General features: G+C 51.3%; 17 protein-coding genes. 5 read left to right on the top strand and 12 right to left on the bottom strand.

Annotated elements, in window-relative coordinates:
* Position 1: 1 nt before the first annotated feature.
* A complete protein-coding gene (locus ACHHZ7_RS17730; RefSeq protein WP_192463995.1) occupies positions 2–1,588 on the bottom strand; it encodes an EAL domain-containing protein in 1,587 nt (528 codons plus the stop codon).
* Between the two features lie 552 nt (positions 1,589–2,140).
* Between ACHHZ7_RS17730 and ACHHZ7_RS17725 the strand changes: the two genes are divergently transcribed.
* The gene (locus tag ACHHZ7_RS17725) at positions 2,141–2,422 is read left to right on the top strand and encodes a YjcB family protein (protein ID WP_060683096.1); all 282 of its coding nucleotides are present in this window, start codon (positions 2,141–2,143) and stop codon (positions 2,420–2,422) included.
* 66 nt (positions 2,423–2,488) lie between these two features.
* Here the strand turns inward: ACHHZ7_RS17725 and ssb1 are convergent, their stop codons facing one another.
* Positions 2,489–3,013, bottom strand: a complete 525-nt coding sequence (ssb1, locus tag ACHHZ7_RS17720) for a single-stranded DNA-binding protein SSB1 (RefSeq protein ID WP_003826621.1) — start codon at positions 3,011–3,013, stop codon at positions 2,489–2,491.
* A gap of 251 nt (positions 3,014–3,264) precedes the next feature.
* Between ssb1 and uvrA the strand changes: the two genes are divergently transcribed.
* Positions 3,265–6,087, top strand: coding sequence for an excinuclease ABC subunit UvrA (uvrA, locus tag ACHHZ7_RS17715; RefSeq protein ID WP_060683095.1), 2,823 nt, complete (start codon positions 3,265–3,267; stop codon positions 6,085–6,087).
* Between the two features lie 175 nt (positions 6,088–6,262).
* Here uvrA and ACHHZ7_RS17710 read toward each other — a convergent pair whose 3' ends face one another.
* The 5 genes from ACHHZ7_RS17710 to dnaB all read right to left on the bottom strand — a co-directional run bounded on the left by ACHHZ7_RS17710 (position 6,263) and on the right by dnaB (position 11,478).
* Positions 6,263–6,619, bottom strand: a complete 357-nt coding sequence (locus ACHHZ7_RS17710; protein WP_008786927.1) for an MmcQ/YjbR family DNA-binding protein — start codon at positions 6,617–6,619, stop codon at positions 6,263–6,265.
* A gap of 127 nt (positions 6,620–6,746) precedes the next feature.
* Positions 6,747–7,460 (bottom strand): acid phosphatase AphA, encoded by a 714-nt coding sequence (gene aphA / locus ACHHZ7_RS17705; protein ID WP_003826615.1) that lies wholly within the window; start codon positions 7,458–7,460, stop codon positions 6,747–6,749.
* Between the two features lie 184 nt (positions 7,461–7,644).
* On the bottom strand, positions 7,645–8,838 hold the full coding sequence (gene tyrB / locus ACHHZ7_RS17700) for an aromatic amino acid transaminase (RefSeq protein WP_060683094.1): 1,194 nt from the start codon (positions 8,836–8,838) through the stop codon (positions 7,645–7,647).
* 128 nt (positions 8,839–8,966) lie between these two features.
* A complete protein-coding gene (gene alr / locus ACHHZ7_RS17695; RefSeq protein ID WP_395149141.1) occupies positions 8,967–10,046 on the bottom strand; it encodes an alanine racemase in 1,080 nt (359 codons plus the stop codon).
* Positions 10,047–10,062: 16 nt separating this feature from the next.
* Positions 10,063–11,478 carry a replicative DNA helicase gene (gene dnaB, locus ACHHZ7_RS17690; protein ID WP_003826610.1) on the bottom strand — a complete coding sequence of 472 codons (1,416 nt, stop codon included), beginning with the start codon at positions 11,476–11,478 and terminating at the stop codon, positions 10,063–10,065.
* A gap of 64 nt (positions 11,479–11,542) precedes the next feature.
* Between dnaB and ACHHZ7_RS17685 the strand changes: the two genes are divergently transcribed.
* Complete coding sequence (locus tag ACHHZ7_RS17685; RefSeq protein ID WP_008786924.1) at positions 11,543–12,526, top strand: quinone oxidoreductase; 984 nt, start codon at positions 11,543–11,545, stop codon at positions 12,524–12,526.
* A gap of 179 nt (positions 12,527–12,705) precedes the next feature.
* Here the strand turns inward: ACHHZ7_RS17685 and pspG are convergent, their stop codons facing one another.
* The gene (gene pspG, locus ACHHZ7_RS17680) at positions 12,706–12,948 is read right to left on the bottom strand and encodes an envelope stress response protein PspG (protein ID WP_003031713.1); all 243 of its coding nucleotides are present in this window, start codon (positions 12,946–12,948) and stop codon (positions 12,706–12,708) included.
* A 133-nt stretch (positions 12,949–13,081) separates the two neighbouring features.
* Entirely contained in the window at positions 13,082–14,119 is a 1,038-nt protein-coding gene (gene dusA / locus ACHHZ7_RS17675) for a tRNA dihydrouridine(20/20a) synthase DusA (RefSeq protein ID WP_395149140.1), read from the bottom strand.
* Positions 14,120–14,206: 87 nt separating this feature from the next.
* Between dusA and ACHHZ7_RS17670 the strand changes: the two genes are divergently transcribed.
* Complete coding sequence (locus tag ACHHZ7_RS17670; RefSeq protein ID WP_047722298.1) at positions 14,207–15,301, top strand: site-specific integrase; 1,095 nt, start codon at positions 14,207–14,209, stop codon at positions 15,299–15,301.
* 31 nt (positions 15,302–15,332) lie between these two features.
* Here the strand turns inward: ACHHZ7_RS17670 and ACHHZ7_RS17665 are convergent, their stop codons facing one another.
* Positions 15,333–15,722, bottom strand: coding sequence for a S24 family peptidase (locus ACHHZ7_RS17665; RefSeq protein ID WP_044712045.1), 390 nt, complete (start codon positions 15,720–15,722; stop codon positions 15,333–15,335).
* Between the two features lie 78 nt (positions 15,723–15,800).
* Here ACHHZ7_RS17665 and ACHHZ7_RS17660 point away from each other — a divergent pair, with 78 nt between their 5' ends.
* On the top strand, positions 15,801–16,043 hold the full coding sequence (locus ACHHZ7_RS17660; RefSeq protein WP_049027964.1) for a DinI-like family protein: 243 nt from the start codon (positions 15,801–15,803) through the stop codon (positions 16,041–16,043).
* A gap of 69 nt (positions 16,044–16,112) precedes the next feature.
* Here ACHHZ7_RS17660 and ACHHZ7_RS17655 read toward each other — a convergent pair whose 3' ends face one another.
* Entirely contained in the window at positions 16,113–16,523 is a 411-nt protein-coding gene (locus tag ACHHZ7_RS17655) for a tail fiber assembly protein (protein ID WP_284633406.1), read from the bottom strand.
* A gap of 2 nt (positions 16,524–16,525) precedes the next feature.
* Positions 16,526–17,335 carry a hypothetical protein gene (locus ACHHZ7_RS17650; RefSeq protein ID WP_395149139.1) on the bottom strand — a complete coding sequence of 270 codons (810 nt, stop codon included), beginning with the start codon at positions 17,333–17,335 and terminating at the stop codon, positions 16,526–16,528.
* Positions 17,336–17,345: the final 10 nt, after the last annotated feature.

Raw genomic sequence — 17,345 nt, 5'->3', positions numbered from 1 at the left:
ATTATTGCCCGCTCTGCGTCAGTATGGCGGGCGACCGTTGTATCCAGTGCATGAACTCCTGCGGCGGCAGCGCCTTCGCAAAATACCAGCCCTGACAATACTGTACGCCGCGTTCAAGCAGCCATTCGATTTGCTCCTTCGTTTCCACCCCTTCCGCAATCGTCTTCAGGTGTAAGCTTTGTGCCATCTCAATAATATGTTCGGCAATCAAGTGACTGGTGCTGTTAGTGGACAACGTGCTAATAAACGATTTGTCGATCTTCAGGATATCGACATTCAGCGCTGACAAATTATGCAGATTGGAATATCCCGTGCCAAAATCATCAAATGCCACTTCATAACCCGCTTTGCGGAACGCCTGGATTACGGGGGTCATTTTATGTACATCTATGAACCCACGCTCGGTCACTTCGACTTTAATTTGCTGGGCCGCCACGGAGTACTCACGATTTTTGTCGTTAATCAGAGCAATCAATCGGGATGAATGAAAGTCAGAAGCGGAAAGGTTAATCGATATAGAAAGCTGAGGATGCGCCGAAAGAAAATACCCCAAATCGTTGAACACCTCTTCAACGACATAATCCGTGATCCGCTCAATCATTCCCTCTTTTTCAGCCAGCGGAATAAACTCCGTCGGGCTCATCACCTCACCTTTACAGCCCGGCCAGCGCAGCAGAGCTTCAGCGCCAACACATTGACCGTTCTTGATATCAATAATCGGCTGGTAATGCAGGCAAAGCTGACGTTTTTTGATCGCGCGTTTTAGCAAACGCCGAGGGGATAAGTATTCCTGGCGCGTGCGCCACCACATTAGCAATATCAGGATGCTGCAGATAATCCCGAAGGGGATGGTTAATACCGCCTCGTGATAGAAAATCTGACTTACGCGGTTGTCTGAGGTCGACACAATAATCGCAATTGGACGTTTTTCTGAATGCACGATGGTGTAGAAGCGATCGTCTTGTTGAAAGGTCGATGCTTCACCGCGTATGAGCGGCGCGAATTGCGCAATATTTGCCGCTTCACTAGCAGAGAAAAACGTATCTGTTACTGTGTCATACACGCCCCAGGAGAGATCCGGATCATCTGACATGACTTCGCTGTAGGACAATGGATTGATGACTGCGACGTAGTTCCCGCGTTGCATGTACGTCATTCTGTAGCCAGCGAAAAAAGGGGTATCGCGGTAGTAATAGATGGCGATATCCGGCGTACGTTTATAGTCAGGTGTCGGCATAATATAAGTAACAGGCGGCGCCATAGACGTAGAGCACAAAAAATGATCGCCCTGCGCATAAATTAGCTCACTGATATATAAACGACCGCGAATAATATTTAGCATACTTTTCTGATGTGCCGGGGTACACATCTTACCCTGATACAACTGGCCCATATCACGCGCCAAATCAGCTTGTAGGATCACCAATTCTGTTTTATTTAACACCAGTTGAGCAAAAGAGCGGAGTTGGCTATGGGTTTCGGTCATCGCCCGGATGTGCGCAAACCATATCGCCAGCACCACGGGGAACAATACCACCATGAATGTTCCCAGGAACTTCAGCATCTTGCGTCGCGCTCTGTGATTCATGTCAGCCCTATTTCCCTGTTTCGTATATGCCAGAACCCATCAAGGCAGGATGCTATAAACACCGACTGATTAAGTTGCATGAATCTATCAGTATTAGCAACAGACTTCTCTATGTAAAAGTCTGATAATAGTTGATGATGATATTATTTTTCCGTAAGGCAAACTTAAAGTTATGCTTATTTCATAACGTTATTATCCCCACGGAGTAATTTTTTATGAGCATTATCCTGGCTGCATTTAAGAAATTCATTAATTTTTTTTAACGTTTAATTTAGGATAAATATAACAAGTAGACTAAATGCATGTTTAAAACATGGTTATTTATTATCAACTCTTCATTAAACAAAACCACACACCTGGAGTGGTTATAAGCCTACAAAAATAACGGCCAATACTGGTGAACAAACGACCAGATGTGATATAGTTCACAAAAATCATGTAACAGAAACAATGTTTCATTCATGTTATTGCCCGTCGATAGCCAGAGTATCACACCCTCGGTGAACACCCCCGCGCTGTCCTGGGCATCCAGACTTTCTGAGGACGTTTTTCATGGCGACAATAACAACTGGCGTGGTTCTTCTGCGGTGGCAACTACTCAGCGCGGTGCTGATGTTTTTAGCCAGTACGCTCAATATCCGTTTTCGTAAATCAGATTATATTGGCCTGGCCGTCATTAGCAGCGGTTTAGGGCTGGTTTTTGCCTGCTGGTTTGCGACTGGATTGCTCGGCATAACCCTGGTGGATATGTCCGCTATCTGGAAGAACATTGAAACCGTAATGGCTGACGTGATGAGCCACACACCGCCAGATTGGCCGATGGTGTTGAACTGATAACAAAATTGCATATGGCTACCCCAGTCTTGAGGTAGCCATTATTTTCAGCGTAACGCAGTGGGATTAGAACGGAATATCGTCGTCGAAATCCATCGGCGGCTCGTTAGACGGCGCTGCCGGCGCTGACTGTTGCGGACGAGACTGCGCGCCGCCGCTGAACTGGTTGCCACCCTGCGGCTGCTGAGGTTGACCCCAACCACCCTGCTGCTGACCGCCACCTGCCGGAGCACCACCACCCTGACGACCACCCAGCATTTGCATGGTGCCGCCAACGTTAACCACAACTTCTGTGGTGTACTTTTCTACACCGGACTGATCGGTCCATTTGCGGGTACGCAGCTGACCTTCGATATAGACCTGAGAACCTTTACGCAGATATTCGCTGGCCACTTCCGCCAGTTTGCCAAACAACACAACACGGTGCCATTCAGTCTGCTCTTTCATTTCACCGGTCGCTTTATCACGCCAGGATTCGGAAGTAGCCAGCGTAATGTTGGCAACTGCGCCACCATTCGGCATATAGCGTACTTCCGGGTCCTGGCCCAGATTACCGACGAGAATCACCTTGTTTACGCCTCTGCTGGCCATGATCGTGTCTCCTGAAAAACGTTACTGAATAAGTGTAAGCGCGGGATTGTAGCATTTCCAATAGCGCTTTTACTACGTTGCGAAGTTGATTCCAGTAAACAACTCCAGCCAGACATTGTTGCACAGACATCTGCGTTTTGCATTCCAATACTGTATATCCATTCAGGTCAGGTTGTGTCATAATTAACCGTTTGTGATCGCCGGTAGCACCATGCAGCCAGGCAAAAAAGCGTTTAATCCGGGAAAGATGAATGGATAAGATCGAAGTTCGGGGCGCCCGCACCCATAATCTCAAAAACATCAACCTCGTCATCCCGCGCGACAAGCTGATTGTCGTCACCGGGCTTTCGGGCTCAGGCAAATCTTCGCTCGCTTTCGACACCTTATATGCCGAAGGGCAGCGTCGTTACGTTGAATCCCTTTCCGCGTACGCGCGTCAATTTCTGTCGCTGATGGAAAAACCGGACGTCGACCACATTGAGGGGCTCTCTCCTGCCATCTCAATTGAACAAAAATCGACGTCCCATAACCCGCGATCCACGGTAGGTACAATTACCGAAATTCACGACTATCTGCGTCTGCTGTTTGCCCGCGTTGGCGAGCCGCGCTGTCCGGATCACGACGTTCCCCTGGCAGCGCAGACCGTAAGCCAGATGGTGGATAACGTCCTGTCGCAGCCGGAAGGTAAGCGGCTGATGCTGCTGGCGCCGGTGATCAAAGAGCGTAAAGGCGAGCACACCAAAACGCTGGAAAACCTGGCAGGCCAGGGCTATATCCGCGCCCGTATCGACGGTGAAGTCTGTGATCTTTCCGATCCGCCCAAGCTTGAGCTGCAAAAGAAACACACCATTGAAGTGGTGATTGACCGCTTTAAAGTCCGTGACGATCTCACCCAACGACTGGCGGAATCCTTTGAAACCGCGCTGGAACTGTCCGGCGGTACGGCGGTCGTTGCCGATATGGACGACCCGAAAGCAGAGGAGCTGCTGTTCTCCGCCAACTTCGCCTGCCCTATCTGCGGCTATAGCATGCGCGAACTGGAACCGCGGCTGTTCTCGTTTAACAACCCGGCGGGCGCGTGTCCAACCTGTGACGGTCTCGGCGTGCAGCAATATTTCGATCCTGATCGGGTGATCCAAAACCCGGAGCTGTCGCTGGCCGGTGGTGCTATCCGTGGCTGGGACCGCCGTAACTTCTATTACTTCCAGATGCTTAAGTCTCTGGCGGAACACTATAAGTTCGACGTTGAAGCCCCGTGGGCCAGCCTGAACCCTGCCGTGCATAAAGTGGTGCTGTACGGTTCCGGTAAAGAGAATATCGAATTTAAATACATGAACGATCGTGGTGATACGTCCGTACGTCGCCATCCGTTCGAAGGCGTATTGCACAATATGGAACGCCGCTATAAAGAAACGGAATCCAGCGCAGTACGTGAAGAATTAGCCAAGTTCATCAGTAACCGTCCTTGCGCCAGCTGTGAAGGGACGCGTTTACGCCGGGAAGCCCGTCACGTATTTGTTGAAAATACGCCGCTGCCTGCGATTTCTGACATGAGCATCGGTCATGCAATGGATTTCTTCAACAATCTGAAGCTTGCGGGTCAGCGGGCGAAGATTGCCGAGAAAATTCTTAAAGAGATTGGCGATCGTCTGAAGTTCCTGGTCAACGTCGGCCTCAACTACCTGACGCTATCGCGGTCGGCGGAAACACTCTCCGGCGGTGAGGCCCAGCGTATTCGCCTGGCAAGCCAGATCGGTGCGGGTCTGGTCGGTGTAATGTACGTACTGGATGAACCGTCTATCGGTTTGCATCAACGCGATAACGAGCGTCTGCTGGGTACGCTTATCCACCTGCGTAATCTGGGAAATACCGTCATTGTGGTCGAGCACGATGAAGACGCGATTCGCGCCGCTGACCACGTTATCGATATCGGCCCGGGCGCGGGTGTTCACGGCGGTCAGGTCGTCGCCGAAGGGACACTCGACGACATCATGGCAGTGCCTGAGTCGCTGACCGGCCAGTACATGAGCGGTAAACGCAAGATTGAAGTGCCTAAACAGCGCGTTGCGGCTGACCCAGAGAAAGTGCTGAAGCTCACCGGCGCACGCGGTAACAACCTGAAAGATGTCACCCTGACGCTGCCGGTAGGTTTATTTACCTGCATTACCGGTGTTTCCGGTTCGGGTAAATCGACGCTGATTAACGACACACTGTTCCCGATTGCACAGACGGTGCTGAACGGTGCGACGCTGGCTGAACCTGCGCCGTATCGCGACGTTCAAGGCCTGGAGCATTTCGACAAAGTGATCGACATTGACCAAAGCCCGATTGGCCGTACGCCGCGCTCTAACCCGGCAACCTACACCGGGGTGTTTACGCCAGTGCGCGAACTGTTTGCCGGTGTACCGGAGTCACGAGCACGCGGTTACACGCCGGGGCGTTTCAGCTTTAACGTCCGTGGCGGACGCTGTGAAGCCTGTCAGGGCGACGGCGTGATCAAAGTCGAAATGCACTTCCTGCCGGATATCTACGTGCCGTGCGATCAGTGCAAAGGCAAGCGCTATAACCGCGAAACGTTAGAAATTAAGTACAAAGGCAAGACTATTCACGAAGTGCTGGATATGACGATTGAAGAAGCGCGTGAGTTCTTCGATGCCGTTCCGGCGCTGGCGCGTAAGCTGCAAACGCTGATGGACGTTGGCCTGACGTACATTCGACTGGGTCAGTCCGCTACCACGCTCTCGGGCGGTGAAGCACAGCGCGTGAAGCTGGCGCGCGAGCTGTCCAAACGCGGTACCGGGCAAACGCTGTATATTCTCGATGAGCCGACCACCGGTCTGCATTTTGCGGATATTCAGCAACTGTTGGACGTGCTGCATCAACTCCGGGATCAGGGCAACACCATCGTGGTGATTGAGCACAATCTGGACGTGATCAAGACCGCAGACTGGATTGTCGATCTCGGTCCGGAAGGCGGCAGCGGCGGCGGCGAAATCCTTGTCTCCGGCACACCAGAAACGGTCGCTGAGTGTGAAGCCTCACACACGGCCCGCTTCCTCAAACCGCTGTTGTAATTACGCAACACTTGTCTGGCCTACAGAATATGCATAAAGCTTGTAGGCCGGATAAGACGCATTCGGCAACCGTTGTGCCTGATGGCACTGCGCTTATCAGCGCCTACGAAACTACAGAATACGCATAAAGCCTGTAGGCCGGATAAGGCGCTTGCGCCGCATCCGGCGAACCGGATCAGGGCTGCGTCAGTATCCGGCGTTTATCTTCCGGCAACGTGTTCACAGCCTGCTGATAAGAGGCGTCGACCAGATAATAAATCTGTGAATCCGGCAGCGAGCCGTCCAGATACACCGTACTCCAGTGCGCCTTATTGAGATGCCTGCTTGGCCGAACATCGCTATGCTGCTGGCGCAACAGTTCTGCCAGTTCAGGGCTGGTTTTCAGAGACACCGCCGGGCGTTCTTCCACCTCTTTTACCATGGCAAAAAGCACATCTTCGACTTTGATTTGCGTGGCCTTCCAGTCACTGTGAACGCTCTGTTCTGCGCCCGTTTTTGCCATGCAGTATTGCAGCAACTCCGAATTCGTCATCTTTATTCCCCTTACCAGCATATTGCCTCATGAGAACATCTTTTATTCAGTGTGCAGCAAGTCCGCAAAAGGTAAAAGCCAGCAATGTAAATTTGTTTAAAAAAACAGCAACCCTCAGCCAGCGTCCTCAATATTCCGAGTTGACAATCACCTCTTCACCAAACGCACCGGCCTGTGGCAGCGGCTTATAAGTGGAGTTAGAGGCGCGCAAAATGCGAATACCGCGAATACCCACGTCGCGAGCGGCGGTAATGTCATTATCGGAGTCACCGTAGAACATGCGGATATTTTTATCCTGCAGCCACTGCGTTTTGGTGTTCTGACCCGGCTTGTCGCCGGCAAAAATGACCGGATTCATATTTCCAGCTGGGATGTGAAAGTTATCAGACAACGTTTTCGACACCGTTTCAGTCTTCGTCTGGCTACGCCCGGTCACGAAAAAGATGCTGTCACCGCGACGCACGTGCATATCAATCAGTTGGCGCGCGACTTCTTTTGGAATACTAAACTCGTCCCAGCCATTGTTCATTTTTTCCCAGAAGGCCGGATTCTTCAGGTAATCCTCACTGTCCGGAGAATACGTTTTTTTACCGCGCCAGAAGCCTGGGCTGGAAAAAAGGACAGTGTCATCGATATCAAACCCGACGGCCATCGGTGGACGTCCGGTCAGACTGTTTTCAATTTGTGCCACGGAGACCCAGTGAATGGGTGCCTGCTCAGCGAGTTTTGCAACGTTGGTGCCAGGATTAAGCTGAGAGGGAGAGGAAACTAACGCCTGGGCTGGCTGATTTAGCGTGAACAATAAACAAACGGCACTCAGTGCCAACGTAAACTTGCGCATATTTTTCCCTAAGTAGTCAGTTAGTTATCATTTTTTTATTAACAACTGGTCAAAAAACTATCTGACCTTACCCCTTAGGGGAAGGGAAAGGAAGGATTTTCTCTGGTTTTGTCCTGGAAAAGGAGCACGATCACATTGGAAAACAGGCCTGATGGCGCGACGCTTATCAGGCCTGCAAAGTCGATTACATGACGGCGGCAAATGCCTTCGCCACGCGCTGCACGTTACCGTGATTCAACCCGGCCACGCACATGCGACCGCTGGCGATCAGGTATACACCGAACTCATCGCGCAGACGATCAACCTGGGCTGCGCTAAGCCCGGTATAGCTGAACATCCCGCGCTGTTGCAGCAGGTAGTCAAAGTTACGGCCTGGGATCTCCGTATTCAATACGTTAACCAACTCCTGGCGCATCGCCAGAATGCGGGTACGCATCTCTTCAACTTCCGCCTGCCAACTGGCTTTCAGCGCGTCATCACCCAGTACCGCGGCAACTACCTGCGCACCAAAGTTTGGCGGGCTGGAGTAGTTCCGACGCACCGTCGCTTTTAGCTGCCCCAGCACGCGGCTGGCGGCTTCAGCGTCTTCACATACCACTGACAGTCCGCCGACACGCTCGCCGTATAAGGAGAAAATCTTCGAGAATGAGTTACTGACCAGAGCAGGCAATCCGGCGCTGGCAATGGCGCGAATCGCATAGGCATCGTCTTCCATTCCGCCGCCGAAACCCTGGTAAGCAATATCCAGGAATGGGATCAAATCGCGTGCTTTCAGGATCTCAATGACGCTATCCCACTGCGCAGGCGTTAAATCCGCCCCTGTCGGGTTATGGCAGCACGGATGTAGCAGCACGATGCTGCGCGCCGGTAGGGTATTCAGCGTTGCCAGCAGGTCGTTGAAACGCACGCCGTTGGTCGTGTCGTCATACCATGGGTAAGTGCTTACTTCGAATCCGGCACCTTCAAAAATCGCGATATGGTTTTCCCAGGTCGGATCGCTGACCCACACGCCAGAATCAGGGAAATAACGTTTCAGGAAGTCTGCGCCAACCTTTAACGCACCGGAGCCGCCCAGCGTCTGAATGGTTGCGACGCGCTGCTGCTGGAGAACCGGATGTTCTGCGCCAAACAGCAGCGGCGCAATAGTATGGCGATACGTGTTCAGACCTTCCATCGGCAGATACAGCGAAGCGCCATGCGGTTTGGCATTGAGGCGGGCTTCCGCTTCCGCCACAGCTTTAAGCTGAGGAATAATGCCGTCTTCGTTGTAATACAGGCCGATGCTGAGATTCACTTTGTCGCTACGTGAATCTTCTTTGAAGCGCTCCATGAGCGATAAGATCGGGTCGCCGGCGTAGGCGTCAACTTTTTGAAACACGTGTGGTTCTCCGGGTTTACAGGCAGGGGTTACGAACACAATAAACCGGAAGTGGGAGAAGATCGAGAGGATGTTGAGAGGAATATTGCCGGAAGGCGGCGTAACCACCTGTCCGGCACATCATGCTGCTAATCGATATACTTCATCGCTACCCTTGAGGTCAGGCGCGTAATAAGTTCGTAAGCACTTACTTTCGTCATTTCAGCAATGCGTTCAACGGGCAAGCCCTCGCCCCACAGAATCACCGAATCGCCGGCTTTATCCTGCGCTTCGGGGCCTAAATCGACGCAGATCATATCCATCGCAACGCGACCGACGATCGGCACTTCACGGCCATTGACCAGCACCGGTGTTCCAGACGGCGCCGCACGCGGGTAACCATCACCATACCCCATCGCCACCACGCCTAAACGCGTGTCGCGCTCGCTCTGCCAGGTACCGCCATAGCCGACCGGTTCGCCCGCTTTGTGCTCACGCACCGCAATCAGGCTGGAGGTTAGCGACATTACCGGCTGGCAGCCAAAATCAGCGCCGATAGAGTGGTTTTCCAGCGGTGATACACCGTACAGAATCAGCCCCGGACGCGCCCAGTCGAAGTGAGACTGCGGCCACAGCAAAATACCACCCGACGCGGCAATCGAACGCTGCCCCAGTTTGCCTTCACAAAAACTGTTGAAGATATCGAGCTGTTTTTCGGTCGCGCCACACTCAGGCTCGTCCGCGCGAGCAAAGTGGCTGACGATATTGACCGGCTGGCGCACGTTTTCACACTGTGTTAAGCGCTGATAAAACGCCTCGGCCTGCTCAGGGCGTACGCCCAGTCGATGCATACCCGTGTCGAGCTTCATCCAGACGGTAACGGGTTCAGCCAGTTTAGCGGCTTCCAGGGCTTCGAGCTGCTCCTGGTTGTGGACGGCAGTATGCAGGCGCTGCGCGGAAATAGTCGGCAGATCGGAGGCATCAAAAAATCCTTCCAGCAGCAGGATGGGCTGCGTGATCCCTCCCGCTCGCAAGCGCAGGGCTTCTTCAAGACGAGCGACACCAAAAGCGTCCGCATCGGGGAGCGTTCGCGCGGTCTCTAACAGACCATGGCCGTAGGCGTTCGCTTTCACAACCGCAACCAGTTTGCTGGCTGGAGCCAGTTCACGCAGACGTTGCAGGTTGTGTCGCAGAGCGCGGCGGTTAATAACTACAGTTGCCGCTTGCATTTGTATTCCTTAGAAATTACTCATCGTCATATTGAGGACCGGCATAGTTGTCAAAGCGCGACCACTGTCCGTTAAACGTCAGGCGAACCGTTCCGATCGGGCCGTTACGTTGCTTACCAATAATGATTTCTGCGATCCCTTTCAGGTCGCTGTTTTCGTGATAAACCTCATCACGATAGATAAACATGATTAAGTCGGCATCCTGCTCGATGGAGCCAGACTCACGCAGATCCGAGTTGACCGGACGCTTGTCGGCACGTTGTTCCAGAGAGCGGTTAAGCTGCGACAGCGCCACCACCGGCACATGCAGTTCTTTCGCTAACGCTTTCAGCGAGCGGGAGATTTCTGCAATTTCCAGCGTACGGTTGTCGGAGAGCGACGGTACGCGCATCAGTTGCAGGTAGTCGATCATGATAAGTCCGATACCGCCATGTTCACGGGCGATACGACGGGCACGCGAGCGCACTTCCGTAGGCGTCAGGCCGGAGGAGTCATCAATATAGATGTTTCGTTTCTCCAGCAAAATACCCATTGTTCCGGAAATTCGCGCCCAGTCTTCATCATCCAGTTGACCGGTACGAATTTTGGTTTGGTCTACGCGTGAGAGCGAGGCCAGGGAACGCATCATGATCTGTTCTGAGGGCATTTCAAGACTAAAGATAAGAACCGGCTTATCCTGCAACATCGCCGCATTTTCGACGAGGTTCATTGCAAATGTCGTTTTACCCATCGACGGACGCGCGGCGACGATAATTAAGTCTGACGGCTGCAAACCAGCCGTCTTTTTATTGAGGTCGTCATAACCGGTGTTCACCCCGGTGACGCCGTCGTGCGGTTGCTGGAACAGCTGCTCGATACGCGCGACGGTGGCGTCGAGCACATCCGTAATATTTTTCGGGCCTTCGTCTTTATTAGCGCGGCTTTCCGCGATTTTAAAGACACGGGATTCTGCAAGGTCCAACAGATCTTCACTGGAGCGTCCTTGCGGATCAAAACCGGCTTCCGCGATTTCGTTTGCAACTGAAATCATGTCACGAACAACGGCGCGTTCGCGGACGATATCCGCATAAGCGCTAATATTCGCCGCACTTGGCGTGTTTTTAGACAACTCAGCCAGGTAAGCAAAACCGCCGACGCTGTCCAGTTGTCCCTGAACTTCCAGCGACTCTGCCAGCGTGATCAGATCGATGGGTTTTCCCATCTCCTGCAGGCGATGCATTTCCGTGAAGATATGTCGGTGCGGTCGGGTATAAAAATCTTCCGCCACCACACGCTCGGCGACATCGTCCCAGCGTTCGTTATCCAGCATTAAACCGCCCAACACCGACTGTTCCGCTTCAATCGAGTGCGGCGGTACTTTCAGCCCGGCGACCTGGGGATCGCGCTCACGAGCATCAGTCTGTTGTTTGTTGAAGGGTTTATTTCCTGCCATAGTGAATGGAGTTACCGAGATAATGATTGGGTCGAAAGATTACCACATTTCTTTTGGAGGAAGCATGGCAACACGTATTGAATTTCACAAGCATGGTGGCCCTGATGTACTCAAGGCAGTGGAGTTTACGCCCGTAGACCCGGCGGAAAACGAAATCCAGGTCGAGAACAAAGCGATTGGGATCAACTATATCGACACCTACATCCGCAGTGGTCTTTATCCACCGCCTTCCCTGCCCAGCGGTCTGGGTACCGAAGCTGCCGGCGTAGTCAGCAAAGTCGGCAGCAAAGTGACACACATTAAAGCTGGCGATCGCGTGGTGTACGCCCAGTCTGCTCTTGGCGCCTACAGCTCAGTGCATAACGTTCCGGCCGATAAAGCCGCCATCCTGCCTAACGCTATCTCGTTTGAACAAGCTGCCGCCTCGTTTCTTAAAGGGCTAACCGTTTTTTATCTGTTACGTAAAACCTATGAAATTCAACCTGATGAGCCGTTTTTGTTCCATGCGGCTGCGGGCGGCGTCGGCATGATTGCCTGCCAGTGGGCAAAAGCCTTGGGTGCGAAGCTGATTGGTACCGTCGGCAGTGCGCAAAAAGCGCAAATTGCACTGCAGGCTGGCGCATGGCAGGTCATTAACTATCGTGAAGAGAGCATTGTTGAGCGAGTGAAAGAGGTAACTGGCGGTAAAAAAGTGCGAGTGGTGTATGACTCGGTGGGGAAAGATACCTGGGAAGCCTCGCTGGATTGTTTACAGCGCCGGGGATTAATGGTCAGCTTTGGTAATGCTTCCGGGCCGGTGACCGGCGTGAACTTAGGCATTCTGAACCAGAAAGGTTCGCTCTACGTGACCCGTCCTTCTCTACAGGGTTACATCACCAATCACCGCGAATTAACCGAAGCCAGCAATGAGCTTTTCTCGCTGATTGCCAGTGGAGTGATCAAAGTGGATGTCGCGCCTGGTCAAACGTTCGCACTGCACGATGCACAGCGTGCTCATGAAGTACTGGAAAGCCGTGCCACGCAGGGATCGAGTTTGCTAATTCCTTAAGATGACGGGGAAAGAAAGAATTAGGGCTTCCCGCAGGAAGCCCTTTCTTTTTTTAGTTCGGCTGTATGTAGGGTACAGCTCGATGAATTCGTTAACCTGGCAATAGTGACAGATTTGATAATCAATTCCTATTTGGTTCTAAAGGCAATGTTGCAGGTTGTGACGTACCGCTCAATACCTTAGTAAAACCGGCGGTTATTGCGCTGATACTGTGGGACTTTTGGCGCTTTTATCGCCTTGATCACCCACACCACGGCAACAGCCAGTAGCAGCCAGGGCAACAGTTTAATCATCAAGGCAAATAGTCCGCCCAGAAACATCACGGCGGTGGCTACGACCAATGCAGCCAGAACGCCCAGCAAAGATACGCCGGTGACCATCAGCATGATAAAAAATCCAATCACAAAAAGTAGTTCCAGCATGGCTCTCTCCCGAAATGAAATTCTCTCCATTGCTTTACAAGAAACATGCCAAAAATAATGCGTTGATTTATAAAGAAAACGCCCCGCGACAAAGCGCAGGGCGTGGTGAAATTAACTAACTTTTGGTGAAAACTTAACGCTTGTCTGCCACCAGCTTCAGCGCGTGCTCCAGAACGTTAATATCTGCCCCGGCTTTATGTGCATTCTCGCTCAGATAGCGACGCCACTGACGGGCACCAGGGATGCCCTGAAACAGCCCCAACATATGGCGTGTCACATGTCCCAAATAGGTTCCCTTACTCAGTTCACGCTCAATATACGGGTACATGGCACGCACCACGGCGACTGGATCGGTATCTTCGGTGGTAGCTGCAAAAATCTCGCGGTCAACGGACGCCAGAATGCCTGGGTTTTGATACGCCTCACGCCCCACCATCACGCCATCCATATGTTGCAGATGAATTTTCGCTTCTTCCAACGATTTAATGCCGCCGTTGATCGACATCATCAGATGCGGAAAATCACGCTTTAACTGATAAACACGGTCATAATCCAGCGGTGGAATTTCGCGGTTTTCTTTCGGGCTTAACCCGGACAGCCAGGCCTTGCGGGCGTGAATGATAAACATCTCACATTCGCCTTTGCCAGATACCGTGTTGATGAAATCGCAGAGGAATTCGTAGCTGTCCTGATCATCAATGCCGATACGAGTTTTCACCGTTACCGGAATCGACACCACGTCGCGCATTGCTTTGATGCAATCGGCGACCAGTTGCGCATTCCCCATCAGGCAGGCGCCAAACATGCCATTCTGTACGCGGTCGGAAGGACAACCCACGTTGAGATTGATTTCGTCGTAGCCCCGCTGTTCAGCGAGCTTTGCGCACTGCGCCAGCGCCGCAGGATCGCTCCCGCCCAGTTGCAATGCGACCGGATGTTCTTCTTCGCTATACGCCAGATAATCGCCTTTACCATGAATGATTGCCCCAGTGGTTACCATCTCCGTATAGAGCAGCGTCTGGCTGGACAGTAAGCGCAAAAAGTAGCGGCAGTGTCTGTCCGTCCAGTCGAGCATAGGAGCAACACTAAACCGACCATTCCAGTGATTGTCAGTATTTTCAGGCATTGCGCTGGTTTGGCTGGTTTTTATCATTTTAAGATTACCGTGCATTTTTTGACATTTAAGTATATTTTTCTCTTATCAGGTTCCCACTCAGGCCCCCATACGAATGGGAACCTGAAATGACGAGACAGAGTAATGGCATACTATAACATAGAGAAACGACTAAAATCTGATGGCACTCCACGCTACCGCTGTACCGTGCTTATTAAGGAAAAAGGCGTTATCACATTCAGAGAAAGTAAAACCTTCCCAAAACAGGCGCATGCTAAAACATGGGGATCCCAGAGGGTTATGGAACTGGATCTTTATGGTCTCCCATCATCTGATGATGCAACCGGAATCACAGTCCGTGATTTGTTGCAAAAATACATCAATGATCCAAACGCCGGTGGCAAAGCGGGACGTACAAAAAGCTATGTTCTTAATATGCTCGTTGACTGCGACATTGCAGCTATCCCCCTGCTGTCTTTAACCGCAAATGACGTAATAGAGCACTGTCGATTGCGAAATAATGCAGGAGCAGGGCCAGCGACCGTAAGTCATGACGTCAGCTATCTTGGAAGCGTGCTTGATTGTGCAAAGCCAGTGTATGGCATTAACTATACTAGCAATCCGGCAAAAGAGGCACGCCCTCACCTCCTCAAATTGGGGCTAATTGGAAAATCAAATCGACGTAGTCGTCGACCAGCATCTGAAGAACTAAACATGCTGATCGAAGGCCTGAAGCAACGTTCTCAAAGGCGGGGATCAAAAATCCCATTCGTCGATATTCTGATGTTTTCTGTTTTATCGTGCATGCGCATTGGCGAGGTTTGCCGTCTGCGATGGGATGATATCGATGAAAAACAAAAATCAGTGCTGGTGAGAGATAGGAAGGATCCACGTAAAAAAGAAGGGAACCACATGAATGTCGCTTTACTCGGAGAAGCCTGGGATATTGTCCAGCGCCAGCCGCGTAAGTCAGAGCTAATATTTCCTTATATAAGCAGTTCCGTAACGGCGGGATTCCAAAGGGTTAGAAGTGCTCTTGGAATTGAGGATCTAAGATACCATGACCTTAGAAGGGAAGGCGCAAGCAGACTTTTTGAAGCTGGATTCAGTATAGAGGAAGTGGCCCAAGTCACTGGCCACAGATCGCTGAATGTACTGTGGCAAGTTTACACAGAGCTATTCCCTAAATCACTTCATGTAAGGCTTGAGCAATTGCAAAAGTCCAGAAAAAATGACTAAGCGAAAGCCCGTACAAGCGGGCTTTTTTTCATTACATAACTGGGCAATCGTCGAACTCTCCATTCCTGGCATCATTAATGATGTACGTGATCACCCCGAATATAGCGGGTGCAGAACTGTAACCGCCATCATCTACTGGCAGCGCCTCCCTTCTCCCGTTTTCTAGATTTATCAGGTGGGGCTGAGGGTGAGTTCGGTATCGCTTGATCCTGAATTCCCCGTCTATTGCACATATCAGTAGTGAACCATCGCAGGCAGTAAGTGATGCATCCACAACAAGCAACGCTCCCTGGAGTATTCCTTCCCTGAAATGTGAACGCGATGCCCGCATGAAATAAGTCGCTGCGGGCTGGCTAATTAGTTGCTGATCGAGGGAGATTCGTGTTTCAACATAATCTGCCGCAGGTGATGGGAATCCCATGTTTACGCTCTCTCTTGAATACTGGATAAAAACACAGTATAAATACTGTATATCTACCCAGTAAAGGAGCAATAAGCAATGTTCGTGGAACTCGTTTATGACAAAAGGAATTTTGATGGTCTGCCCGGTGCAAAAGATATCATTCTGGGCGAATTGAGTAAGAGGGTTCACCGGATTTTCCCCGACGCTGACGTCAGGGTTAAACCGATGATGACATTGCCGGCGATCAACACTAACGCCAGCAAGCACGAGAAGGAACAGATAAGCCGTACTGTTCAGGAAATGTTTGAAGAGGCTGAATTCTGGTTAGTGAGTGAGTAAAGATTTTCAATGCCCGCCACAGTTTCGTCTTGATTACGCTGTGGCGGATATTCATTTTCGTAAACGTTCCTATATTGGCATCTCAGGCCAGACAGGGTTTGCTGAGTCAACCTTTGTTAGTGCATAGCGATATTTCTGCCATGCAGTCAGCTTTGGCTTATCCGCATCATCTATATATCCCCCCTCCAGGGCGTCTTTCAATGGACTGATAACTGAATCAGCCTCGGCGCGCAGCGCGTTAATTTTCGCCTGCACTCCGGCCTGCAACTCCTCGACTGTCGGTGGTGGAGGGGTAATCCAGGCTGGCCTCCCATTCTCGGTGCCAATTACCTTTCCCTGAGCGGGATTGAGGAAAATCGCTGCATGTTGCTCATCGGTAACCTCAACCCCATCATCAGGCCATAATCCCAGCGATTTATATCTATCTTGTTCACTTAAGGGATAGAAGCCATTTTTTTTTGCACTCCAGATATAATCCATCGTTAATATCCTATAGCTATATAGTCAGTATTGAATCCACCTGGACCTGCCTGCCATGACTGAAATGTAGTCAATGTACGGGAAGAAAATTGAGTGCCGTTGCTCGCAGGGTTCTGAGTATCTCCGGTTGCTATATTCTGAACGTCACTCCAGGACTGTGCGACAGAATATTCCAGACTGGTAAATGCCCTCGGCAGTGTAACCAGAACGGATGTGATGCCAACTTGGTGTCCAATTCGTCCGCGCTGAATAATCAATCCTCCAGGCAGCTTCACCCACCCAGAACCACTTTCATACCCCAAATACTGGAGAATGCCATTCGCATCTTTCCCGCTCAGTGTTGTCAGAGTCGCATCTTTATCTTGTTTGTCGTTCAGACCATTTTGCAATGCGGTGGTAGTGGCTAATCTAATTACTGCATCTGTTGTGACATGCCGCATGTATGGAATTGCGGGATCGTTTGATTCAAATCCGGCAAATGATGCGTGGTCAGCTCGCAGGACGTTTTCAAGACCAAGGTTTGAGAGAGCCTCTGCAATTGCTGCAGCTCCGTCTGCTTTAATATCTGCAAAAGGATGTGCGCGGCTTAGCAGCAGTGCTTTCAGGGCAGTCAGTAACTGGTTATGTTTTGATTTTTCCAGGTTAACGCCGCTTGCTTCTACCACTCCAGCCAGTTCTTCCTGCAACATGTCGAAATAGTCGTCATCCAAATCAGTGGCAGGCGTTCCTGTTTGCGGGTTTCCACGAGTAAAGCCGTTCTTTCGCGCGCCGAATTTATCTTTCTGCGCAGTAGGTGTGTCAATACGATGCATAATGTCTCCG

The organism is Citrobacter freundii complex sp. 2024EL-00216, assembly GCF_043945515.1.
GTDB lineage: Bacteria > Pseudomonadota > Gammaproteobacteria > Enterobacterales > Enterobacteriaceae > Citrobacter > Citrobacter portucalensis.
This window is presented reverse-complemented; position numbering and strand designations above follow the sequence as displayed.